The following is a 22,419-nucleotide window of genomic DNA, read 5'->3' as shown; positions in this document are numbered from 1 at the left end:
GGCAAGGCATGAGCCCCGCGCGCCTGACGGTGCGCGCTGTGGTGGTGAGCGACGGCCGCGCGCCTCAACTCCCCTCCGCGCTCGACGCGATCGTCGCCCAGGACCCCGCACCGGACACGGTGCACCTGCTCCTCACCGCCGACATCGACCCACCGGCTCAGGGTTGGGACGCACGCATCGACGTGCGCCGCATCGACGCGGACTCGTGGTCCGAGGCGGTCCGGCTGCTGCTGGCCGACGAGCCCGCCGCGCCGCACGAACTGCTGTGGCTCCTCCACGACGACATGGCGCCCCTGCCGGGCGCGCTCGCTGAACTCACGGCCACTGCGCGCAAGCGCACTCGCGCCGGCGTGATCGGTCCGGCCCAGGTGCGCTGGGACGACTCATCGCGCCTGGTCAACCTCGGCACCACGACGTCACGCATCGGCGCGCGCCGACTCGCTCTCGTCGAGGAGGACGACGTCAACCAGGGCCAGTACGACGATCGCGAGGATGTCCTTGCGGTGGCGCTGGGTGGCGCGCTCGTCCGTCGTGAGCTGTGGGATGAGCTCGGCGGCACCGACCCGGGCTGCGATGGCTGGTCCGAGAGCCTCGACTTCTGTCGCCGCTCGTGGAGATCGGGGCGCGACGTGGTCGCGGTGCCGTCCGCCAAGGTGCGGCACAGCCAGGAGCGGCTGTACGGCCGGCGGGGCGGGTCCGGCGGAGGTCGACGCTCGACGTATACGATGCGCCGCGCCTCGGAGTGGTACCACGCGCTCGCATTCGCCCCGCTGTGGGCCGTGCCCCTGCTGCTGGGGTGGACCGTGCTGTCCGCTCTCGCCCGGGCGGTCCTGCGGGTCGCGCAGAATGAGCCCCGCCTGCTCATCGCGGACCTGGTGGTGCCGTGGCGCGTCCTGTCGCTGGTCCCGCGACTGCCAGGTTCGCGGCGCCGCGTGCGCCGCGCCGGGAACGTGGGCCGTGCTGCCGAGAGAAGCCTGTTGGCCGGCCCGCGTCAGATCGCGCACTACGTGCGGGCACTGGAGTTCGGCGTGCGCGACCGCCGAAGAGTGGCGGCGGCGCCCTCGGATGTGGTGAAGGCGGAGCTGCTCGCCGCCCGTCGGCACCGGCGCGCCGTGCTGTCCGTCCTCGCCGTGGGGCTCGCGGCGTTGTCGATCGCGCTTCACCCGCGCTGGTTCGCGGGCGTGGTGCGCGGCGACATGCTGACCGGAAGCGTGCTGGGCGTCACCGATCTGGGCCTCGGCGCGCTGTGGGACCGGGCGTTCACAGGGTGGTCCGCTCACTCGCTCGGCGCCCCCGCGGTCGATGCCGGCCTCAGCGCGCTGCTGATCCCTCTGGCCGCGGTCCCCGGCGGGCTGGCGGTGGGGCTCGGACTGCTGTGGGTGTTCGCCCCGCTGGCCGCGGGAGTGTCCCTGTGGGCCGCGTCGGGCGCCTTCACCCGCTCGCTGGCCGCGCGCTCGCTGGCCGGGGCGCTGTACGCGCTGTGGCCGCCGGCCCTGCTGTCCATCGAGCAAGGGCGGGTCGGCGCCGTCATCGTCCACATCGCGCTGCCGTGGGTCGTGCTCGGCCTCGCCCGGGCGGGCGGCTGGCAGCGCGGGGAGCGCATCGGGGCGGGGGACGAGCACCCCGCACGGCCGCCGTCGCCGAGCGCGGCGATGGGGGCCGCCGCAGCGCTCGGCGTCGTCGTGATCGCGGCGCCCGCGCTGCTCGTGCCCGCGCTCGTCGTGCTGGTCCTGCTGGGGGCAGCCGCCGGCCGCCTGCGGTGGCGGATCTGGGGCGTCGCGATCCCTGCGCTCGTGGTGTCCGGTCCCGGGCTCGTCGCAGCATGGAACGCGGGGCCGTTCAGCCGTGACGCTCTCGCGATCGTGTTCCGGGAGCCCGGACCGAGCGCGTGGTCGACCGGTCAATCCGCGCTCGACCTCGCGACCGGCCTCGACCTTGACCTGGGCGGCGTCCCTGATGCGCTCGTCCTGGGCGCGCGCGGGATCGCCGCGCTGGTCGTGATCGCCGGCGTGGGCGCGGCGCTCGCGAGCCGGCGCCGGGCTCTGTCGGCACTCACCGTGACGGCCGCCGCCACGGGGCTCGCCGTCGCGACGATCGCCCAGGGAGTGACGCTGTCGCCTGATGCGGGCGCGGGCGGCGCGATGGCACCGGGCTGGTACGGACCGGGGATGTCCGTGGTGGCCGCCTCCTTCCTGGTGCTGATCTGCGCCGTGACCGCCGACGTCTGGTTCGAGGGCGCCGGCGCCGCGCGCGCGTGGCGCCGCACCGGCGCGGTGGTGGTCGCCACGGCCCTTGCGGTCGCCACCGCGGGCGCCGCCACCGCCCAGGTGTGGCCGTCGCGGGAGGCGCAGGGCGACGTCGGGCCGGCCCCGCGTGCAGTGCTTCCACTCGTCGCCGCGCTGGAGCAGGGAACCTCGGATCGTCAGCGGGTGCTCACGCTCGCCGATGCGGACGGCGCCGTCGCCTATTCGGTGCTGTCGACGGACGGGCCGGCCGTGACCTCGTCGGCCGCGACGCTCGTCGCGGACGGCTCGGCGGCCGTCCGGGCGGGGGGCGCCCCCGTCGCCAGCGCGGCCGATGTGGGGGAGGCCGTCGCGGGGCTCGTCGTGTCCGCCAACGGTGCGGCAGGGGCGCTGTCGGACTGGGGCATCGGGGTGGTCGTGGCCGCTCCGGGCTCCGCGCGCATCGCAGACGCGCTCGCCCAGGCGCCGGGACTCACGCTCATGGGCGCGTCCGACGCGGGCACCTCGTGGCGCGTGGGATCAGCTGAAGGAGAGGGCCGCGTCGCCCGAGCATGGATCGACACCGCTGACGGCGCACTTCCCGCTCAGATGAGCCACGCCTCCGGGACAGTGGAGGCGCCCGGACCGGGCACGCTGATCGTGGCCGCGTCGGCGGACCCCGCCTGGAGAGCGACCCTCGACGGCGCGCCGGTCACTGCGGTCGAGGATCCGCTGGGCCGGCAGGCCTTCGCCGTGGCCGGCGCTGGAGACGTCGCCTTCTCTTATGATGACCGCGGCTATCGCGCCTGGTTCTGGGCCTCCGTCGCGGTCATTGCGTGGGCCGCCATCGGCTCGATCCCGGCCAGGTCGCGGCGCGCGACAGAGGAGGACCAGCGATGATCCGCACGCTCGCGCTGGTGGCGGCCCTGGTGGGGCTCGTCGCCGTGATCGCGCTCGATTCCCCATCGCAGGGCGGAGTCCCGGCCGCGACCGCGACCTATTCGTCCGAGCCGCGCACGCTGCCCTCGGTGTGCCCGGGCTCGCAGACCGTGCCGGTGGGCGACATCCAGTCGGGGGACGCAGAACTGGACTCAGGTTCGACCGACGTCGCCTTCGACGTGCTGCCACCCGGCGGTGAGGTGATCGACGACGGCACCGCGTTCGATCAGGTGGGATCGTCCCTCGAGCGCATCGGCTCGGGAGACATCGCGGGCCTCGCCGGCCTCACCTGCGCCCCCACCTCGAACGACCAGTGGCTGGTGGGAGGCTCCACCGCCCTGGGATCGAGCGCCCGGCTGGTCCTGTCCAACCCCGCGGACACGTCGGTGCGCGCCGAGGTCGCGCTCCACACGCCGGTGGGCGCCGTGGAAGGCAGCACGTCCGTGGTGATCGGTCCGGGCTCTCAGCGCACCCTTCTGCTGGAGGGCGTCGAACCGGAGATGCCCGCCGTCGCCGTGCACGTGACCGCCGGCGGTCTCGGCGTCAGCGCCGCGCTGCAGGATTCCCGGCTCGACGGCTTCACGCCCGCCGGCACGGAATGGGTGACGGCTTCCGCGCTCGGAGAGGAGCTCGCGGTGCTCTCTCCCGCGGGGCCGGACGGTGACGGCAGGGCGACGCTGACCCTGATCGCCCCCGAAGGTGCGCAGGTCGACCTCGCGATGGCCGCGGACCGCGGCGCAGTGCCATGGGTAGGCGAGTCCACGCTCACGCTCGATCCCGGCGTGCTGACGGAGGTGCCCATCCCGCAGGCGGGGCCAGGGGCGGTGCTCATCGATGCGACCGCGCCCGTCGCCGCCGCCACCCGCGTGCAGGTTCCCCGGGAATCGGGATCGCGCGGCGGAGATCTGGCCTACGACATGGCGTGGACCGGCTCCCAATCGCGGACCGATGCGCGGGAACGGGCGATCGTGGTGCCCCCGGGCAGCGTCTCATTGCACGTGCATGCGGACGCGGGCGGCGTGGTCGCCTTCGACGCCGGGGGCTCCACGCTGGAGGTCTCGGTTCCCGAGGACGGCGCCGCGCTGGTCAACGTCGACCTCGAGCCGGGCACGCTGCTGTCGAGCGCGGCGGCGGCGTCGTGGTCGCTGGTCGTGACGGGCCAGCCTGGCTTCATCACCACTCTCGAGCCGGTCTCCGTGGAACTGACCTCGGTGGACACCGCAGTGACCGTCGACGGCCGCTATCCGGTGCCGCTCGACTAGGAGCCGTACAGAGGATCGATGTCCTCCGGAGCCCGGCCCAGCACGGCGCCGACCTGCTCCGCGAGCACGTCGCGCACCAGGGCCCCCACGTCCTCGGGCTCGGCGCGCAGCTCCATCGGTCGGCGATAGAGCACCACCCGGGTGGGCTGGCCCAGGTCCGCCGGGAACACTCGACCCAGCGGGACGCCGCGCTCCCAGGGCGTCGGGTCCGACGGGGGCACGTCCTCGGCCGCGAAGTCGATCCGGCCCCACCGCGATCCCCACCGGCTCTCGAGCCGCTCCGCTCCGTCACGCACCCAGTCGTCGAAGACATCCGCGCGGGTGCGGTACCCCGGTGCGTCGTAGGGAAGCAGGGGGGCGCGCAGCCCGCGGTCGTGGCGATCCCGGCGTCCCATGCCGCTCACGCTACCCGCGCCTCGGCGTGGCAGCCGGAACCGGCACGGCGTCGCGGGTAGCGTCCCTGGCGTGAAGTCGACTCGGCAGTGCTCCCGTACCTCGTGCTCCCGCCCCGCGGCGGCCACGCTGACGTACGTGTACGCCGATTCGACCGTGGTGGTCGGCCAGCTCGCCGCGGACGCCGAGCCGCACAGTTACGACCTGTGCTCGCACCACGCGGATCGGTTCTCCGCGCCGCGCGGGTGGGACGTGGTGCACATTCACCAGGAGTTCGTGGACGCGGGCCCGTCCCCGGACGACCTCGACGCCCTGGCACGCGCCGTCCGAGAGGCCGGCCGGCCCCGCGCTCCGCAGCAGCCGCCCGCACCGCTCGCCTCGGAGCCGCGTCGCGGCCACCTCCGCGTGGTGTCCGGGGACGCCTGAGCGCTACCCTGGTGCGCGTGACGACACGCCCCGACCTCAGCCCGCTCATCAAGTCCTACGACGTGCGCGGCATCGTGGGTGACACCCTCACCGCCGAGGTGGCGCGCGCGATCGGCGCGGCATTCGCCGATGCCGTGGTGCTGCCGGACGGTCAGCGCGAGGTGGTCATCGGTCGCGACATGCGCGCGTCGGGACCCGGGCTGGTCGCCGCGGTGGGCGAGGGCCTGCGCGATCGCGGCGTCGACGTCATCGACATCGGCCTGTGCTCGACGGACGGGCTCTACCACGCGTCGGGCGCGCTCGAACTGCCAGGCGTGATGGTCACCGCGTCTCACAACCCGGCCGCGTACAACGGCATGAAGCTGTGCCGCAGCCTCGCCCGTGCGGTGGGCGAGAACACGGGGCTGGGGGACGTGCGCTCTCTCGCGACCGACTACCTGGCCGACGGCATCCCCGTCGCGGACAACCGCGGCGAGGCCACCGAACGCGACATGCTCGCCGACTACTCGGCATTCCTGCGCTCCCTCGTGGACCTCAGCGCGATCCGGCCGCTGCGCGTGGTGGTCGATGCTGCCAACGCGATGGGCGGCCACACCGCGCCCGCCGTGCTCGGCACCGGCGCGGGCCTGCCGGAGCTGCCCCTCGAGATCATCCCGCTGTACTTCGAGCTCGACGGCACGTTCCCCAACCACGAGGCGAACCCGCTGGACCCCGCGAACCTGGTCGACCTGCAGGCGGCGGTGCGCTCCACGCAAGCCGACATCGGTCTCGCCTTCGACGGAGACGCTGATCGCTGCTTCGCGGTGGACGAACGTGGCCACGTGGTGCCCGCATCGGCCGTCACCGCGCTCGTGGGCCTGAGGGAGACCGCCCGCGAGATCGCGGAGGGGCGAAGCCCGTCGGTGATCTACAACCTGATCTCGTCGCGTGCCGTGCCGGAGCAGCTCGCCGCGGCGGGCGCGACGCCCGTGCGCTCGCGCGTGGGCCACAGCTACATCAAGGCGGAGATGGCGCGCCTGGACGCGGTGTTCGGCGGGGAGCACTCCGCGCACTTCTACTTCCGCGACTTCTTCTTCGCGGACTCGGGGATGCTGGCCGCGATGCACGTGCTCGCGGCCCTCGGTTCGCAGGATCGCCCGCTCTCGGGGCTGCTCGAGTCGCACAGCCCCTACGCCGCGTCGGGAGAGATCAACTCGACCGTGGACGACGTCCCGGCCGCGATCGCCCGTGTGCGCGCGGTCTTCGACGGCGACGACTTCGATGGGGCGGCGATCGAGGCCGACGAGATGGATGGGCTGACGCTGTCCCACTGGCACGCGCAGCCGCAGTGGTGGATCAACATCCGCGCGTCCAACACCGAGCCGCTGCTGCGGCTCAACTGCGAGGCCGCCGAGCCCCACGAGATGGAGCGGGTGCGCGATGCCGCGCTCGCTGCCATCCGCCACGCCTGACCCCGATTTTCGACCGCCCCAACCGAGGAGCTCCACACGTGACCCTGACCGACCATGTCATCGCCGATCTGTCCCTTGCGGAGTCGGGGCGCCACCAGATCCGCCTCGCGGAGCAGGAGATGCCGGGGCTCATGAGGCTCCGGGAGGAGTTCGGCGCGTCCCAGCCGCTCGCGGGTGCCCGCATCGCGGGGTCGCTTCACATGACCACCCAGACCGCGGTGCTGATCGAGACGCTGACCGCGCTGGGTGCGGACGTCCGGTGGGCCTCGTGCAACGTGTTCTCGACGCAGGACGATGCGGCCGCTGCGGTGGTCGTAGGTGCCGGCACCTACTCCGCTCCCGCCGGCGTGCCGGTGTTCGCGGTCAAGGGCGAGTCGCTGCGCGAGTACTGGGAGTACACGAACCGGATCCTGAGCTGGGACGGCCAGGACGGCCCCACGCTGATCCTGGACGACGGCGGCGACGCCACCCTGCTGGTCCACGAGGGGGTCAAGGCCGAGCGAGCCGGATCGGTGCCCGCCCCCCTCGAGGAGGAGGACCCCGCATACAACGCCGAGGTCGAGTCGATGCGGCACGTGCTGCGCCAGTCCCTCGAGGCGGACCCGCAGCGCTTCACGCGGATGGCCGCCGGGATCGCCGGAGTGTCCGAGGAGACCACCACCGGAGTGCACCGGCTCGTCCAGATGCATGCACGTGGCGACCTGGCCTTCCCCGCGATCAACGTCAACGATTCGGTCACCAAGTCCAAGTTCGACAACCGCTACGGCATCCGCCACTCGCTGCCGGACGGCATCAACCGCGCCACCGACGTGCTCATGGGCGGCAAGGTCGTGTTCGTGGCCGGCTACGGCGACGTCGGCAAGGGTGCGGCCGAGGCGCTGCGCGGCCAGGGCGCGCGCGTGGTGGTGAGCGAGGTGGACCCGATCTGCGCGCTGCAGGCGGCGATGGATGGCTACGAGGTGGTGCGCATCGAGGACGTCGTGGACCGCGCGGACTTCTTCATCACCACGACCGGCAACAAGGACATCATTCGCGTCGAGCACATGGCCGCCATGAAGGACAAGGCGATCGTGGGCAACGTGGGGCACTTCGACAACGAGATCGACATCGCGGGGCTCGCCCGTTCAGGAGCCAAGCACCAGCCCATCAAGCCACAGGTCGACGAGTGGACCTTCGCGGACGGGCACAGCGTGATCGTGCTGTCCGAGGGGCGACTGCTGAACCTCGGCAACGCTACGGGCCACCCGAGCTTCGTGATGAGCACCTCGTTCGCCAACCAGGTGCTCGCCCAGATCGAGCTGTGGGTGAACCTCGAGGCCTATCCGCTCGGCGTGCACCGCCTGCCGAAGGTGCTGGACGAGAAGGTCGCGATGCTGCACCTCGACGCGCTGGGCGTGCGGCTCACCGAGCTCACCGAGGACCAGGCCGACTACTTGGGGCTCCCTCAGCACGGTCCGTTCAAGTCGGAGCACTACCGCTACTAGGGCGTGTGCGGCACCTGGACAGGCGGCCGATGCGCGGGCGGGCTCAGGTCCGCACGCGCGGCCGGGTGCGCGTCAGTTGACGGCGTCAGGAATCCCGTAGGGGAGAGTGGCTGCTCTGGCCGACTCCCCGGCGGCACGCGCGCTGCGGCGCGCTTCGATCGCGGTCTCCCGCGACCGCCGCTCCGCGAGCACCGCCGCGATCATGTGCTCCGGGTGGGTGCCGTCGGGCGGCGCGGGCGCGACGTACTCGGCGAGACGCCCGGACAATGAGCCCGCGAGCCGCGCGCGCGACCCCAGGTGCAGGTCGTGGGCGCGGGCCAGGAACATGCGGCACGTGAGAGCCAACCCGTCCGGCAGCCGCCTGATGTCCGCGGTCGACGCCCACGCGGCGAGGTGCGGAGGCATCTCCACGGGCGGCAGCGCCCGCTTGGCGCCGCGCATGCGCATCGCGTAGGTGCCCGCAAGCATGTCGCCCAGCCGCTTGGCGCGGGCCGACAGCACCGAGACGGTCATGGCCAGCATTCCGAGCGTGCCGAACAGCTCGACCAGTCCCACGAGGGACCGGGTGAACGCATGGCGGAACGAGACCGGTCCGCCGTCGTCGCGCACGACCCGCAGCCCCACGGCGAAGCGCCCGGGAGAACGCCCCCGCGTGAGGGTCTCGACCAGGGCGGGCACGAGCACGATCATCACGACTGCCGCCATGATCATCGACGCGCGTCCCAGCGCGGCGTTGAGCGGGGCGACGGCGCGCTCGACGGCGGCGATCGCCAGCAGCGCCGGCACGCCGTATGCGAGCAGGTCGAGGATTCCGGACAGCATACGCATCGTCACGGACGCGGCGCCGGTGCTGAGCACCACGCCCTCGCCGGTGAGGATCTCATCGTCGATATCGGTCATCGTGCGCTCCCTTCCCGCCGCTCCTATGGCATCGTAGCGGCGTGGACATCGACGCTTTCTCTCAGGCTCGCGAGACGCGCTGGGCCAGGCTCAAGGACCTGTCGCGACGTCGCCGCCTGACGGGGGAGGAGGCCGACGAGCTGACCCGGCTGTACCAGTCCACCTCGGGGGACCTGTCCGCAATCCGATCCGCCGCTCCCGAGCCGGGGCTGGTCACAAGGCTGTCGATCCTGCTCGCGGGCGCCCGCGTGTGGCTGACCGGCGCTCACGAGGTGTCGACGCACGGAGTGCGCCACTATCTGACGCTCGGCCTCGCCGCGGCCTTCTATCGCGTGCGCTGGTGGGGAGCGGCGGTGCTGGTCGCCGTGGTGGCCCTCGGCGCGGTGACGGCGTGGTGGACCGTGTCCCACCCGGACGCGCTCGCCCTGATCGGATCTCCCGAGGAGAGGGCGGCCGTCGCGGAGCTCGAGTTCGCGAACTACTACTACGAGTACGACTCGGGGTCCTTCGCCGCGTCCGTGTGGACCAACAACGGGCTGATCGCGCTCCAGTGCATCGCCCTGGGGATCACGGGAGTGTTCCCGCTCATCCTGATGTACAACACCGTGATCCAACTGGGAGTCGCCGCCGCCGTGATGGCGGAGGCGGGCCTGCTCGACATCTTCTTCCAGCTGATCATCCCGCACGGGTTGCTCGAGCTGAGCGCGGTGTTCGTCGCGGCGGGCGCCGGCCTGCGGCTGTTCTGGACCATGCTCGTTCCGGGGGATCGCAGCCGCGGCGAGGCGCTCGCGGAGGAGGGTCGGATCGCGGTCAGCGTCGGCATCGGGCTCGTGGGCGTGCTGTTCCTGTCCGGAATCATCGAAGGCTTCGTCACGGGCTCGTACCTGCCGTGGGCCGTCAAGATCGTGATCGGTGCGCTCGCCTTCGCGGCCTTCTGGCTCTACATCTTCGTCGTGGGTCGCCACGCGGTGGCCGCGCGGGTCACCGGGGACTCCGAGGGCGACTTCGCGACGGATCGGGCCGCGGCGGTCGGCTAGCGTGGCCTACGCTCCTACAGCTTCCCCGAGGCCTTGAGGTCGAGGTAGCGGTCCGCGACCGCGGGCGCCAGATCGTCGGGCATCGCCGTGAGCACGTCGGCCCCCAGTTCGCGCACGCGCGCGGCCACGGCGTCCTGCTCGAGAGAGCCGCGGGCGGCCGCTCCCGCCGCATAGAGGTCGTGGACGTCGTCGCGCCCGCGCTCGAGAGAGCGCACCTCGGGGTCGTCGACCGAGGCGATCACCACCGCGTGCGTGTGGGCGATCGCCGCCACCGCATCGAGCAGTCCGCCGTCGATCGCCGAGGCGTCGAGAGTGGTCATCAGCACGACGAGCGATCGCTGCGACAGCCGGGACTGCACGAGCCGCGCGACGGCCGGCCAGTCCGGCTCGACCAGCGCGGGCTCGACCGTCGCCAGCGCATCGGCCAGCGCCGGCATCATCGCCGGCCCCGACACGCCGATCGCGCGGGCGCGTTCGACCCGGTCGAAGGCGCTCACCTGAACGCGGTCGCCCGCCTTGGAGGCCAGCGCCGAGAGCAGCAGCGTCGCCTCGATGGAGGCGTCGAGACGTGGCGCGTCCCCCACGCGCGCGGCGGACAGCCGCGACGTGTCCAGCACCGTCATCACGCGTCGGTCGCGCTCGGGACGGTAGGTCTTGACGAGCACCTCGGCGCGCCTCGCGCTCGCGCGCCAGTCGATGGTGCGGACGTCGTCGCCGATCACGTACTCGCGCAGGGAGTCGAACTCCGAGCCGGCGCCCTTGAGCTGCACGGCCGTCTGCCCGTCGATCTCCCGCAGGCGTGCCAGTCGCGAGGGAAGGTGCTTGCGAGAAGCGAACTCGGGAAGCACCCGCAGCGTGGCGGGGGCCGCCACCGATCGCTGTCGACCCGCGAGCCGCAGCGGCCCCGCGGTGCGCACCGTCACCACGTCGGCGCGCCGGTCGCCCCGCCGCGTCGGCCGCATCGGGGTGACGCACACGGTCGCCTCGCCCGGCGCCAGCCGGAGCCGGTGACGGTTGCCCGTCGCTCCCGCCGAGGGCTGCCACGCGTCACGCACGGCGCCCGACACGCGCCGACCGCCGAGGTTCACGACCTCGACCTCGACGGCGGTGGACTCCGTCAGTCGGACCGCCCGCGGCGCGGACCGGCGCACGCCGAGGCTTCCCGGTTTGGGCGCGAACGCCGCGTCCAGGCAGGCCAGCGCGATCACGCCGAGCACCCACGCCCACGCGAAGAGGCGATCCTGCACCCACAGCGCGGGCACGGCGCCCAAGGCGCTGAGCGCGACGGTCCAACCGGTGATGTACATGGTCAGCGCGGGACCGGGACGCTCGCCAGCACGGAGGACAGCACCGCGGCGGTGGTGACGCCCTCGAGCTCCGCCTCTGCGCGCATCTGGATGCGGTGGCTGAGCGTCCATTCGGCGAGTGCCTTGACGTCGTCGGGGGTGACGAACGTGCCGCCGCGCATCCACGCCCACGCCCGCGCCGTGCTGAGCAGCGCTGTCGCGCCGCGGGGCGACACGCCCAGGGCCACCGAGGGGGCGTCGCGAGTCGCACGGCAGATGTCGACCACGTAGCCGGCGACCTCGTCCGACACCGTGACCTGCGAAACCGCCTCGCGGCCGGCCTCGAGGTCCTGAACGGTCGCGACCGACCTGACGCCGGCCGCGTCGAGATCGCGGGGGTCGAAACCGGCGGCGTGGCGGCGCAGCACGTCGATCTCTGCCTCACGGGCGGGCATGCGGACGGGCAGCTTGAGCAGGAATCGGTCCAGCTGGGCCTCGGGCAGCGGATAGGTGCCCTCGTACTCCACGGGGTTCTGGGTCGCGATGACGAGGAACGGGTCGGGCAGGTGCCGGGCCGTGCCGTCGACGGTGACCTGACGCTCCTCCATGGATTCCAGCAGCGACGACTGCGTCTTGGGAGGGGTGCGGTTGATCTCGTCCGCGAGCAGCAGGTTGGTGAAGACGGGGCCTTCGCGGAACGAGAACGCCGCGGTCCGGGCGTCGTACACGAGCGATCCCGTGACGTCGCCAGGCATGAGGTCCGGCGTGAACTGCACGCGCTTCGAGTCGAGCCCGACGGTGCGTGCGAGGGTGCGCACCATGAGCGTCTTCGCCACACCCGGCACGCCCTCGAGCAGCACGTGACCGCGGCACAGCAGCGCGATCACCAGGCCGGTGACCACCTGATCCTGGCCGACGACGGCGCGACCCACCTCGGTGCGGATGCGGGACAGCGACTCGCGGGCGCCGTCCGCGGCGGCGCTTGCCACCGTGCCGGGGGCGCCGTCCTGACGAGGCGTGTCGGCTGCAGGCTGCGGGGATTCGGGGGTGTCGGTCACGGTCGGTGAACCTCACTTTCCAGGGTGTCGAGCTCGTGGATGATGCTCATCATTGTCGAATCGTCGGTGGGCGCGGGGCCGTAGAGGATTCTTTCGACATCTGTCTCCGGGCGGTCAGCCGCACGGGCGATGGCGGGGATCAGCGCGGCTCTGCCTGAGGCGCGGGGGACTCCCAGTCGTCTCGCCATGCGCGCGGCGGCGGTGGCGCGCAGAGCGGCGGTCGCACGGCCGCTCGCGCGGGAGCGGCGGTACAGGCGGGCGCGGCCACGGGTCGCCTCGGACGCGCGCACGATCACCGGCAGCGGCTCGCGCACGAGAGGCCCGAATCGGCGGGCGCGCCACCACGCCGCGAGCAGCACGGTGAGCGCGAGCAGGTAGACGGCGCTGCCCGTGCCCGGCGGCAGGAAGTCGGGGTTCGCCTCGATCTCGGTGGGGGGTGCGGCGTCGTCCGCGCCGCTGGCGCCGTCCGGGTCGCTCCAGGTCACGGTGGAGGGGTCGAACAGGTCGCCGACATACCAGACGAGCGAGTCGTGGCGACCGAGAGCGCGGAGCGCGAGTGCCGCGTTCCCGTCGTCCGCAAGGTTCGCATTCGTGACGAGGGGCCACGATGCGATCAGCGCGATGCGTCGCTCCCCGTCCTCGACGACTCCGTAGGCGTGCGCGCCGTCGCCGTTGGGGAAGCACAGCCGGCCGCCGTCACCGGGGTCACCCGCCAGGCCCTGCTCCTCGACGCGCAGGCGTTCGGCGGCCGCGGCATCCGGGTCGTCGCAGCGCGCCTCGGCCACCTCGGCGTCAAGTGAGGGCTCGACGGACAGCGAGGGAGCGATCTCGCCGACGACCGATTGCGACGGCGCCACGAACACGAGGTCCCCGGGATACTCGAGCAGCGCCTCGATCTGATAGGCGGCGAGTGGCTCCGAGTCGGCGATCGCCAGGGTGGTCCCGGCGGGATCCTCGATGCGAGCGTCGGCCATGGTCCCCACCTGGCGCACGTCGACGCCTTGGTCGCGCAGGATCTGCGCGAGTGCACGGGTGCCGCTGGGGGTGGAGTTATTGGTGGACAGCTCCGTGTAGTCCTCGGGACGCGACGTCCACACGAGCGTGACGATCAGCGCGACGAACAGCACGGCCGCGATCACGACGATCGGGCGCCGCCGGGCGCGCGCCACGAACGTCGCGCTGTCGTCGGCGCGGCTGAAGCCCGTGTGCGTCGCAGCGAGATCGGCCCGTGGGTCCGCGACGGTGGCCGGGCTCATGCGGTGGCCTCCGTGCGGGCTTGCTGGCGGGCCTGGGAAAGCGACTGGCAGGTGTCGCGCGCGTGGCGCGCATCGGTCGCGGTGAGTCCGCCCGATCCGTACCTGGCGAGATCGAAGGCCATCGCATCGGTCGCCACGTCGCCCGCCAGGGCCGGCACGGCCGTCTCGATGCGCACTGCGGCCTCATGGACGGTCACGCCAGGGGAGTCGGCGATGGCCCGACGCTCCTCCATCAGCCTGACGGAGGCGCGGAACCACTCCATGGTCGCAAGGTCCCAGGCGCCGCGACTCTCGGCGTCGGCCGCGGCCTCGCGAATGCGCTGCGACGAGCGAGCGTCGTCGTCGAACACGGCGCGGGCGGACGTGGAGCGGCGCGAGCGGCGCAGCGGGCCCAGCACGAGCCACACGATGACTGCGACTGCCGCGACTGCGAGCAGCACGAGCGCGATCGTGCCGAGCGGGCCCAGGTTCCCTCCGAGCTGCCCCACGCCGTCGAACAGGTCCTGCACCCACCGCAGGAACGCCTCGAACCACGTGGTGCCCTGGTCGCTGTATTCGGGCTTGGCGAGCTCATCGCGCGCCCATTCGCGCGCGGTGTCAGCGTCAGGCGTGACCGGAATCTCGACGTGCATGCGCTAGGCCCGTGCCCGCTCCTCGGCGGCGCGAGCGAGGTCGAGGTCGAACCCTTCGTGGCGCATCCGCAGGTCGATGTAGAGGAGGGCGAAGACGGACCCCACATACGAGTACACGAGCACGAGCGACACGATGTAGGTGAGGCCGTAGACCACGAAGAAGGCCACCATCAGCACGGCGACGTTATCCGGTGCCACGAACGACACCGCGATCGCGCCGAACTGCCCGACGTACTGGAGCACGCTGGACACGATGTTGATGAGCGCGGCGGCGACGAACAGGATCAGCACGCTCCACCAGAACCGACCGCGGATGAGCCCCGTCAGCCGCTTGAGCGCGGCGATCATCGATATCCCCTCGAGCACGATCATCGCGCGGGCGATCCCCTGGCCGAGGGTCACCAGCAGCCCGCCAGGCAGCAGTAGCAGGAAGAACAGCACGAGGCTCAGCGCCACCGCTCCGCCGCCGGGCTCTCCCGCGGCGAGCGAGATCAGCACGGGCGCGAACGCCACGACGAGCAGCAGCGTCAGCGCGACCGAACTGGCCAGGTACAGCAGCAGCAGCGAACCCAGCCTGCGGCGCACCTGGCGCCAGGCCACGGGAATCCCGATGCGCTCGCCGAGCACGGCGCGCGCGACGCCGGGCGCGATGATCGAACTCGAGAACACGTCGGCGAGCAGCATCATCAACACGGACACGACGATGAGCGCGACGGTCTGCGTGGAGATCCCGGACAGGGTCGGCGTCGAGTTCAGGAGGCCGAGCTGCGGGTCGGTGAACACCATCCACAACGCGACGAGCATGAGGATCGTGGAGACGAGAGTGAACAGCAGCGGCGCGCCGAGCACGACCGCGCGGTTGTAGCGCATCGCCTTGAACGGAACCGTGAGGAAGTCGCCGAAGTTCAGGGGTCGGAGCGGGATGATTCCCGGCTGCCACGACCGGAACGACGGCGCCCCCGCAAGCTGCTCGGGCACCGGGCCACGGCCGCCGGACGGAGGCCCGTACGAGAGCGGCACGGCGGGGCCGGCCGGGGCGTTGGCGGCGCCGTGCGGGGACGACGGATCGGACGCATCCGGAGAGGGCTCGCCGGGTGCCGTCCACGCATGACCTGCGTGCGCGTCGCTGCTCGCAGCCTCGGGCGAGGGCCACTGCAGCGCCGCTGCGTCGCCGGCCTCGTTCCTCGTGCGCCGGTCATCCTCGGTCATCTGGCCCCCTTCGTCGACTCGGACCATCCTGCCATGTGGCACGCGCCCGGACAGGACCCTCTCCCGCCCGCCGCGCCCCGCGTGGCAAGATGGCGTCATGACAGGACGCATCCTGGTGGTCGACGATGATCCCGCTGTCGCGGAGATGATCGGAATCGTCTTGCGCGGCGACGGCTTCGAACCCGTGTTCTGCGACCATGGCGACCACGCGGTGCAGGCGTTTCGGGACGAGAACCCCGAGGTGATCCTGCTCGACCTCATGCTGCCCGGCAGGAGCGGCATCGACATCTGCCGGGAGATCCGCGCGGAGTCGGGCGTGCCGATCATCATGCTCACGGCGAAGTCGGACACCGTCGATGTGGTGCTGGGCCTCGAGTCCGGCGCCGACGACTACATCCCCAAGCCCTTCAAGCCGCGCGAGCTGATCGCGCGGGTGCGGGCGCGACTGCGGCGCAACGACAACGCGGCCACCGCAGTGGTGCGCATCGGCGACCTGGAGATCGACGTCACCGGCCACCGCGTCACCCGCGACGGCGAGGTCATCCCGCTCACGCCGCTCGAGTTCGACGTGCTCGTGACGCTGGCGCGCTCGCCGGGGCAGGTGTTCACCCGCGAGGTGCTGCTCGAGGATGTGTGGGGATACCGCCACGCGGCGGACACCCGCCTGGTCAACGTGCACATCCAGCGGCTGCGCGCCAAGGTCGAGCACGACCCGGAGAACCCCGAGATCATTCAGACGGTGCGCGGAGTGGGCTACAAGGCAGGCGCTCAGAAGACGTGAGGGTGAGAACGTGAGGCCCGCCTCGTGAGGGCCACCGCGCGAGCCGTCGGAGCGGCGCTCGCCGCGCCCCTGCAGAGCGCCCTGCGGCGGTGGACGCGCTCGATGTCGCTGCGCGTCGTGCTCTCGACCCTCGTGGTGGGCATCGGCACCGTCGCGCTGCTGGGCGCATACGTGACGACTCAGATCCGTGACGGGCTCGTGGACAACCGGGTGGAGAGGGTGCTCGCGGAGAGCGCGCGCGACGCCGCCACGGCGCAGGAGCGCGCGGGCACGTCGACCGCAGCGAATCCCCAGGACCTGCAGCAGTTCGTGTACGACCTGCTCGTCCAGCTGCGCGCGCTGGGAGGAGAGAGTCGCGGGCTCGTGATGCTGCGCAGCCCCGACAACACCTCGTCCGTGCCCCTGACCATCGAGGAGTCCACCACGGGCCTGCGGCAGGTGGTGTCGACGCAGATGCGTGCGGCGGTCGCCGTAGAGGTGCCACAGCCGTGGCAGTTCGTCTCGCTGCCCGACACCGGGGACCCGGGGGTGGTCGTCGGAGCTCCGCTGGTCATCCCCGCCGCAGGACCCTACGAGCTCTATTTCGTGTACTCGCTCGCCGAGGAGCAGGCGACCCTCGAGCTCATTCAGCAGGTGCTGGCGCTCGGCGCGGCCGTGCTGGTCGCACTGGTGGTGGCGATGACGTGGTTCGTCACCGCGCAGGCCGTCCGTCCGGTGCGGCAGGCGGCGCGGGTCGCGTCCCGGCTTGCGGACGGGCGGCTGTCCGAACGGATGACGGTGCGAGGCCACGACGAGATCGCGACGCTCGCGCAGACCTTCAACGAGATGGCCGAGTCCCTCCAGCGTCAGATCACGCGCATGGAGAACCTCTCGCGCCTGCAGCGCCGGTTCGTCTCCGACGTCTCTCACGAGCTCCGGACGCCGCTCACCACCATTCGGATGGCCTCCGACGTGCTCCACGACGCGCGGACGGAGTTCCCGCCGCACGTCGGTCGGTCGGCGGAGCTGCTGAGCAATCAGCTGGACCGGTTCGAGGCGCTGCTGAGCGATCTGCTGGAGATCTCGCGCATCGACGCGGGCGCGGCCCAGCTCGAGTTCGAGGAGGTGGACCTCGCCGACGTGGTCCGCGACGAGGTCGAGGCGGTGCTGCCCATCGCCGACGACATGGGCGTCGACATCCGTCTGCACGTCACCCCGGGCACCCACACGGCGTCGATGGACCGCCCGCGGGTGGGCCGGATCGTCCGCAATCTGCTGTCGAATGCCATCGAGCACAGCCAGGGCGGTCCCGTCGACGTCGCCGTGGGCGCGGATCGGCGCGGGGTCGCGGTGGTGGTCCGCGACTACGGGTTGGGTCTCACCTCTCATCAGGTGGCACGAGTCTTCGACCGGTTCTGGCGCGCGGACTCGGCACGGACCCGCACGATGGGCGGCACGGGCCTGGGCCTGTCGATCGCACGCGAGGACGCGGTGCTGCACGATGGCCGTCTGGAGGCGTGGGGGCAGCCGGGAAAGGGAGCGAGCTTCCGCCTGCTGCTGCCCCGCACATCCGAGGGTCTGGGGACGAATGCCCCGCTCGCGCTGGCGATGCGCCAAGCGGACTTCGCGGCGGCGGGAGCCCGGGTGGAGTTCTCGTCTCCGCTGGTGAGCCACGGGCCCGACGGGGGAGGCCGTTCATGAGGATGACGCGACTCGTGGCCCTCGTCGCCGCCGCAGCGGCGCTCGCGGGCTGCGCCACGATCCCTCACAGCGGTGACGTGGAGGAGGGCAACGCCGACGTGCTGCCCGTGGCGCCCCTTCAGCCCATTCAAGAAGGACCGAACCCGTCGGACGACCCGGCGGCGATCGTGACCGGGTTCCTCCGGGAGTCGGCCACGGGGGTTGCCTCGGACTTCTCCGTGGCTCGGGAGTTCCTGACTGACGAGGCCGCAGCATCCTGGAATCCCGGTGCCCAGACCCTGGTCTACCGCTCGGGTGCGGTGACGCCCGAGTGGGATGAGGAGACGAGCACCGTCGCCTACGAGCTGCCGCTCGCGTCGACCGTCGACTCGTCCGGCCGGCGCACGGACTCTCCCGACGCCACCATCGGCGACCTCGAGTTCGCCGTCACCCAGAACGATCAAGGGCGTTGGCGGATCTCCGAGCTCGCCGACGGCGTGGTGATCTCGCAGGCGAACTTCACTCGGTTCTTCCGCCCGGTCGACCTGGTCTTCGCGACCCCGGACCTCACGACCGCGGTTCCGGAAGTTCGTTGGCTGCCGGACAACAACGTGGTCACCGCCGCGGCTCGCGAGCTCGTCGAGGGCCCCTCCACCTGGCTCGCGGACGCCGTGGTGACGGGCTTCCCGGACACGGCGGCCCTTGCGGTGGAGTCGGTGGTGGTGACGAGAGGCGTCGCCGCCGTGGACCTCACTCCGCAGTCGGCGGGCACCCCCGACCAGCGAGCGCTCGCCGCCGAGCAGCTGCGCGTGACCCTCGGTGGACTGCCCAACGTCACCGAGGTCCAAGTGCGCATCGGCGGCCTGCCGATCGCCCTCGAGGAGCCACTGGAGCTTCAGGCGGCGCCGGTGCCCGGGGCGCAGGCCGCGGTCTTCGCGTCGGGCCGGCTGGGGACCTGGGACGGCGAGACGCTGCTGGTGACATCACCCGAGGCCGGCGGCGTGGGCGACGATGCGTATGGCCTCGCACGCTCGTACGACGGGCAGCGCGTGGCATGGGTCGACGGTGGCGCGCTGCTCACCAGCACGGCGCTCGCGGATGACGGCACGGCATTCGTCGAACCAGCCGACGACCAGCCCGCCCCTGAGGGCTCGGTCGCGGTGGACGAGGTGCACGCGGCGGACGGCCTCGTCGGTCCGAGCTTCGATCGTCATGGCTACCTGTGGACGGCGCAGTCGTCGGGAGCGGACGGTCTGGTGGCGGTCGCCCCCGACGGTGAATCGATCTCCCTGCCGAGCGATTGGCTCCAGACCCGGTCCGCGATCGCCTTGTCGGTGTCCCGTGACGGCAGTCAGATCGCCATGCTGTCGCGCTCGGGCGGCCAACCGGTGGTGGAGGTCGCTGCGATCGTGCGCGATGTCGCGGGGGCTCCGTTGGGAATCGGTGAGCCATTCGCGGTCGGCACGGGCGTGGGCGCCGGGGTCGACGTGGTGTGGGTGGACGACTCCACGGTCGCGGTGCTGGGCGAGGTCGTGGATGGGGCGTCCTCTCCGCTGTGGCTCGCCAGCGTGGGGGGTGGCACCTCGGTGGTCACCACGCTTCATGACGCGGTCGACATGTCGGTGCGCGCAGGCGAGGCATCGCTGGTGGTCGTCGGCGCCGACGGCCGTGTCGAGGAACGGTCCGGATCCGCGTGGGCCGCGGTCCTCGAAGGAGTGTCCGAGATCGCGTACTCGGGATGACTGACTGCCGTCCCCAGGGGATGGCTCGCTCGACCCCTGCACTGGTCGCCACGGTGGCTCCGGCGCCCGCCGAGCCCGGCGGCGATTCTCGAGGTCATGACGTGGGACGTGCTGCGCACCATGGCCTCCGATCTCGCGAGGCTTGTCGTGCCAGTCGAGTGCGCCGGCTGCGGCGAGGTGGATGTGCGGCTCTGCGCCGAGTGTGCGGCGCAGTGGTGGGAGTGGCCGGTGCGGGTCGAGTCCGGCGCCCCGCGGCTCGACGTCGAGGGGCGTGCGCCGCTGCCCGTGTGGGCGGTCGCCGCGCTCGACGGCTCCGCGGAGTCCGTGGTGCGCGCATGGAAGGACGGGTCACGACGAGACCTCGACCGGTGGCTCGCAGGTGCCGTGCGGCTGTCGGCCCGCCGCATCGCACCGCAGGTGCTGCCGCCGTCGTCCAGCGCGACTGGGCCGGCCGCGATCACGGTCGTGCCCGCCCCCGCGCGTGCGGCCAGCACCCGTCGCCGCGGTGTGGACCTGCCCGCACTGCTCGCTCGGGGCGCCGCGGTGGGGCTGCGTGAGGCCGGCATCGACGCGGCGGTGACGAGCGCACTGCGGATCGGCGGAGCGGAGTCGCGGGGTCGGTCCGCGCGGGCCCGGTGGCGGGGGGCCCGCGGGTCGGTGCGGGTCCGCAGGCGGGTGACGGGTCCGGTCGTGCTCGTGGACGATGTGGTGACCACCGGCGCGACGCTCGCCGCATGCGCGCAGGCGCTCGAGGACGCCGGCGCGGTGGTGATCGGCGCGCTCGCGGCCGCGGCCGCGGGGAATGCTCGCGCCCACGGTCCCGGACGGCTAGGGTGGAGTTCAGACGACGTTCACGTCGACACCTTCGATGCCCCGGGAGGTGATGCCGCAGGCGCAGAAGGCGCCGCCGTCACCATTGCTCGGCCGCATGGCCGCACACGCTGAGACACGAAGGAGCTGCACCATGGACATTGCGATCGTCGGACGCCACACGAAGGTCTCCGAAGACACGCGCGAGAAGATCTTCGAGAAGATGGAGAAGGTCGAGTCGCTCGCTCCGCGGGCGACGCGTGCGGAGATCAACGTGGTGCACGAGCGGAACCCGCGACTGTCAGGAGAGCGCGAGCGCGTGGAGATCACCCTCCACGACCATGGCGTGATCCGGGCGGAGGCCGCCGCCGACGACCGTCTCGTGGCGCTCGACCAGGCGACCGCGCGCATCGTCGAGCAGCTGCGGCGCCAGCACGAGCGCCGCGCCAATCGACACAAGGGCAAGCCCTCGCTTCACGCCGTGGTCGCGCAGGAGATGGCCGCCGCCGAGAAGGCGGGCACGACCACCGAGCACGGCGCGCCGCAGGACTCCGACTCTCAGGACGGTGACCGTGTCGAGAGCGTCGAGACATGGGAGGGAGCGCCCGAGGGGTCGACCGTCGAGGTGCCGATCGACGGCACCCCGATCGTGATCCGCTCCAAGACGCACAGCGCGACCCCCATGACGGTCTCCGAGGCCATCGATCAGATGGAACTCGTCGGTCACGACTTCTACCTCTTCCTGGACTCCGACTCCGGCCTGGCCTCCGCGGTCTACCGCCGGCGCGGGTGGACGTACGGCGTGATCCGCATCGAGGAGAAGACGGACGACGCGGAGCGCGAGAGCGCCTGACGGGCGACTGAGAGTCGCTGGCGCACCGCTCGGCGGCCCGGGACCTTCCCGGTAGTCTCCGAGCGTGCGCCCCCGCCACTTCCTCAGCGTCGTCGCTGCCGCCACGCTGTGGGGCACGGGCGGCGTCCTGGGAGCACTGCTCGCCGACGACGGCGCCGTTTCGGCCGCCGCGGTCGCCATGTGGCGCATGGTCATCGCTGGCGGAGCGCTGACGCTGTGGCTTGCGGCGACGGGGTCGCTGAACCCCGCCTCGCTGACTCGACCGATGCTGCGTCGCATCCTCGCGACCGGCGCCCTCGTCGCGGCGTTCGAGGTGCTCTACTTCTCCAGCATCGCGCTCGCGGGAGTGGGGCTCGCAACCCTGGTCGCGATCGGATCGGCGCCGGCATGGGTCGTGATGTGGGACTGGTGGCGCCGTGGAGATCGCCCGGTGACCCGGCGGGTCATCGCGCTGCTGGTCGCGCTCGCGGGGCTCGTGGCGCTGCTCGGATCCTCGCTGGACGCGGGTGACCGTGCGCTCGAGGGTGTGGGCCTGGCGATCGCCACGGGGGTGGTCTTCGCGGGCGTGACCGTCGTGAACCGCGCGCCCGTGCGCGGGCTCGGCGCGGCGCGGCTCACTGCTCTCGCGTTCAGCGCGGGTGGGCTGATGCTGGTGCCGGTGACGGCGGTGCTGGGATGGGCGGTCCCGGCCGGCATCATTCCCTGGAGCTACGCCGTGGCGCTCGGCGTGGGTTCCACCGCGCTCGCGTACCTCGCGTACCTGTCGGGGCTCGAGACCGTGCCGCCGTTCGTCGCGACCGTCGTCGCGCTGCTCGAGCCGCTCGTGGCCGCCGCCCTCGCAGCCCTGGTATTCGCCGAACGCCTGGGCCCCTGGGGCGTGCTCGGAGGAGCCGCCCTCGCATCGGCCGTCGTGCTGTTGCGCCCTCAGCGAGACGAACCGGCAAGCCTCCACTGACCGCCTACGATGGTTGACGGATCCGAACTGCTAGGAGAGCTACGTGTCAATTCTCGATCGCATC

At 72.2% G+C, this 22,419-nt stretch carries 19 protein-coding genes; 12 read left to right on the top strand and 7 right to left on the bottom strand.

The genetic code is table 11. The features are described from left to right. The first annotated feature begins 8 nt into the window (after positions 1 to 8). Both ACNI14_RS01390 and ACNI14_RS01385 read left to right on the top strand, forming a co-directional pair. Positions 9 to 3,122: a glycosyltransferase family 2 protein gene (locus ACNI14_RS01390; RefSeq protein ID WP_420518139.1), complete on the top strand. Its 3,114-nt coding sequence runs from the start codon at positions 9 to 11 to the stop codon at positions 3,120 to 3,122. Next, entirely contained in the window at positions 3,119 to 4,423 is a 1,305-nt protein-coding gene (locus ACNI14_RS01385) for a DUF5719 family protein (protein ID WP_420518138.1), read from the top strand. The genes ACNI14_RS01390 and ACNI14_RS01385 overlap by 4 nt, the downstream gene beginning before the upstream one ends. Here the strand turns inward: ACNI14_RS01385 and ACNI14_RS01380 are convergent. Continuing rightward, positions 4,420 to 4,818 (bottom strand): metallopeptidase family protein, encoded by a 399-nt coding sequence (locus ACNI14_RS01380; protein ID WP_420518137.1) that lies wholly within the window; start codon positions 4,816 to 4,818, stop codon positions 4,420 to 4,422. The two genes, ACNI14_RS01385 and ACNI14_RS01380, sit on opposite strands and share 4 nt — an antisense overlap. A 70-nt stretch (positions 4,819 to 4,888) precedes the next feature. Between ACNI14_RS01380 and ACNI14_RS01375 the strand changes: the two genes are divergently transcribed. Genes ACNI14_RS01375 through ahcY form a run of 3 tightly spaced genes read left to right on the top strand, consistent with a single transcriptional unit; the run spans position 4,889 to position 8,177 of the window. Then, a complete protein-coding gene (locus tag ACNI14_RS01375) occupies positions 4,889 to 5,242 on the top strand; it encodes a DUF3499 domain-containing protein (protein ID WP_420518136.1) in 354 nt (117 codons plus the stop codon). Between the two features lie 11 nt (positions 5,243 to 5,253). Then, positions 5,254 to 6,693 (top strand): phosphomannomutase/phosphoglucomutase, encoded by a 1,440-nt coding sequence (locus ACNI14_RS01370; protein WP_420518135.1) that lies wholly within the window; start codon positions 5,254 to 5,256, stop codon positions 6,691 to 6,693. A gap of 38 nt (positions 6,694 to 6,731) precedes the next feature. After that, positions 6,732 to 8,177 carry an adenosylhomocysteinase gene (ahcY, locus tag ACNI14_RS01365; RefSeq protein WP_420518134.1) on the top strand — a complete coding sequence of 482 codons (1,446 nt, stop codon included), beginning with the start codon at positions 6,732 to 6,734 and terminating at the stop codon, positions 8,175 to 8,177. 72 nt (positions 8,178 to 8,249) lie between these two features. Here ahcY and ACNI14_RS01360 read toward each other — a convergent pair whose 3' ends face one another. Then, positions 8,250 to 9,077 carry an RDD family protein gene (locus ACNI14_RS01360; protein WP_420518133.1) on the bottom strand — a complete coding sequence of 276 codons (828 nt, stop codon included), beginning with the start codon at positions 9,075 to 9,077 and terminating at the stop codon, positions 8,250 to 8,252. Between the two features lie 41 nt (positions 9,078 to 9,118). On the opposite strand from ACNI14_RS01360, the gene ACNI14_RS01355 reads away from it, so the two are divergent. Continuing rightward, positions 9,119 to 10,114 carry a stage II sporulation protein M gene (locus ACNI14_RS01355; protein ID WP_420518132.1) on the top strand — a complete coding sequence of 332 codons (996 nt, stop codon included), beginning with the start codon at positions 9,119 to 9,121 and terminating at the stop codon, positions 10,112 to 10,114. Between the two features lie 14 nt (positions 10,115 to 10,128). Here the strand turns inward: ACNI14_RS01355 and ACNI14_RS01350 are convergent, their stop codons facing one another. From ACNI14_RS01350 to ACNI14_RS01330, 5 genes are read right to left on the bottom strand one after another with little or no spacing between them, the layout of a single operon-like run. Next, the gene (locus tag ACNI14_RS01350; RefSeq protein ID WP_420518131.1) at positions 10,129 to 11,421 is read right to left on the bottom strand and encodes a DUF58 domain-containing protein; all 1,293 of its coding nucleotides are present in this window, start codon (positions 11,419 to 11,421) and stop codon (positions 10,129 to 10,131) included. Positions 11,422 to 11,423: 2 nt separating this feature from the next. Next, positions 11,424 to 12,458: an AAA family ATPase gene (locus ACNI14_RS01345; RefSeq protein ID WP_420518130.1), complete on the bottom strand. Its 1,035-nt coding sequence runs from the start codon at positions 12,456 to 12,458 to the stop codon at positions 11,424 to 11,426. Further along, positions 12,455 to 13,714, bottom strand: coding sequence for a DUF4350 domain-containing protein (locus ACNI14_RS01340; protein WP_420518129.1), 1,260 nt, complete (start codon positions 13,712 to 13,714; stop codon positions 12,455 to 12,457). The genes ACNI14_RS01345 and ACNI14_RS01340 overlap by 4 nt, the downstream gene beginning before the upstream one ends. Beyond that, positions 13,711 to 14,346 carry a DUF4129 domain-containing protein gene (locus ACNI14_RS01335; protein WP_420518128.1) on the bottom strand — a complete coding sequence of 212 codons (636 nt, stop codon included), beginning with the start codon at positions 14,344 to 14,346 and terminating at the stop codon, positions 13,711 to 13,713. The genes ACNI14_RS01340 and ACNI14_RS01335 overlap by 4 nt, the downstream gene beginning before the upstream one ends. 3 nt (positions 14,347 to 14,349) lie before the next feature. Beyond that, the gene (locus ACNI14_RS01330; protein ID WP_420518127.1) at positions 14,350 to 15,555 is read right to left on the bottom strand and encodes a hypothetical protein; all 1,206 of its coding nucleotides are present in this window, start codon (positions 15,553 to 15,555) and stop codon (positions 14,350 to 14,352) included. A gap of 97 nt (positions 15,556 to 15,652) precedes the next feature. Between ACNI14_RS01330 and mtrA the strand changes: the two genes are divergently transcribed. From mtrA to ACNI14_RS01300, 6 genes are all read left to right on the top strand, one after another. Continuing rightward, complete coding sequence (gene mtrA, locus ACNI14_RS01325) at positions 15,653 to 16,336, top strand: MtrAB system response regulator MtrA (RefSeq protein WP_420518126.1); 684 nt, start codon at positions 15,653 to 15,655, stop codon at positions 16,334 to 16,336. Positions 16,337 to 16,360: 24 nt separating this feature from the next. Then, complete coding sequence (gene mtrB / locus ACNI14_RS01320; protein ID WP_420518125.1) at positions 16,361 to 18,016, top strand: MtrAB system histidine kinase MtrB; 1,656 nt, start codon at positions 16,361 to 16,363, stop codon at positions 18,014 to 18,016. After that, positions 18,013 to 19,737, top strand: a complete 1,725-nt coding sequence (locus tag ACNI14_RS01315; protein WP_420518124.1) for an LpqB family beta-propeller domain-containing protein — start codon at positions 18,013 to 18,015, stop codon at positions 19,735 to 19,737. Before mtrB ends, ACNI14_RS01315 begins: the two co-directional genes overlap by 4 nt. 96 nt (positions 19,738 to 19,833) lie before the next feature. Next, a complete protein-coding gene (locus ACNI14_RS01310; protein ID WP_420518123.1) occupies positions 19,834 to 20,682 on the top strand; it encodes a ComF family protein in 849 nt (282 codons plus the stop codon). 19 nt (positions 20,683 to 20,701) lie between these two features. Continuing rightward, positions 20,702 to 21,400: a ribosome hibernation-promoting factor, HPF/YfiA family gene (gene hpf, locus ACNI14_RS01305; protein WP_420518122.1), complete on the top strand. Its 699-nt coding sequence runs from the start codon at positions 20,702 to 20,704 to the stop codon at positions 21,398 to 21,400. A 64-nt stretch (positions 21,401 to 21,464) separates the two neighbouring features. Further along, positions 21,465 to 22,355: a DMT family transporter gene (locus ACNI14_RS01300; RefSeq protein WP_420518121.1), complete on the top strand. Its 891-nt coding sequence runs from the start codon at positions 21,465 to 21,467 to the stop codon at positions 22,353 to 22,355. Positions 22,356 to 22,419: the final 64 nt, after the last annotated feature.

Source organism: Demequina pilifera (assembly GCF_048814985.1).
Classification (GTDB): Bacteria; Actinomycetota; Actinomycetes; order Actinomycetales; family Demequinaceae; genus Demequina.
This window is presented reverse-complemented; position numbering and strand designations above follow the sequence as displayed.